The organism is Pseudomonas persica (genome assembly GCF_900291015.1).
Lineage (GTDB): Bacteria > Pseudomonadota > Gammaproteobacteria > Pseudomonadales > Pseudomonadaceae > Aquipseudomonas.
The window spans coordinates 1-275 of record NZ_OLKL01000130.1 but is presented as its reverse complement, the minus strand read 5'-3'; the positions used below and the strand labels follow the sequence as shown (position 1 = coordinate 275).

The 275-nt window shown below is 71.6% G+C and carries 1 protein-coding gene; it reads right to left on the bottom strand.

The window, feature by feature from the left end; genetic code table 11:
- Nucleotides 1-275: LLM class flavin-dependent oxidoreductase (locus FQ664_RS26000; protein ID WP_144175866.1), on the bottom strand; the 275-nt coding region annotated here is incomplete at both ends.

The following is a 275-nucleotide window of genomic DNA, read 5'->3' as shown; positions in this document are numbered from 1 at the left end:
CCCGACAGCAGTGCCAGGGCGGCGTCCAGGTCGACATAACGGCGGTATTCGGCGAAGCGCGCTTCGGCCTCCTCCCGCGTGGGGGCGACGATCAACAGCGCCTGGGCGTAGATCAGCACCTCGTCCCGGCCACGCCCGGCCACCTCGCTGGCCTGGCGGATGCCGTCGGCGTAGCGGCGCAGTACCGTGGGCGTCGGCTCGCTGATGAACACGCATTCGGCGTGCCGCGCCGCGAACTGCTGGCCGCGTGCCGAAGCACCGGCCTGGAACAGCAC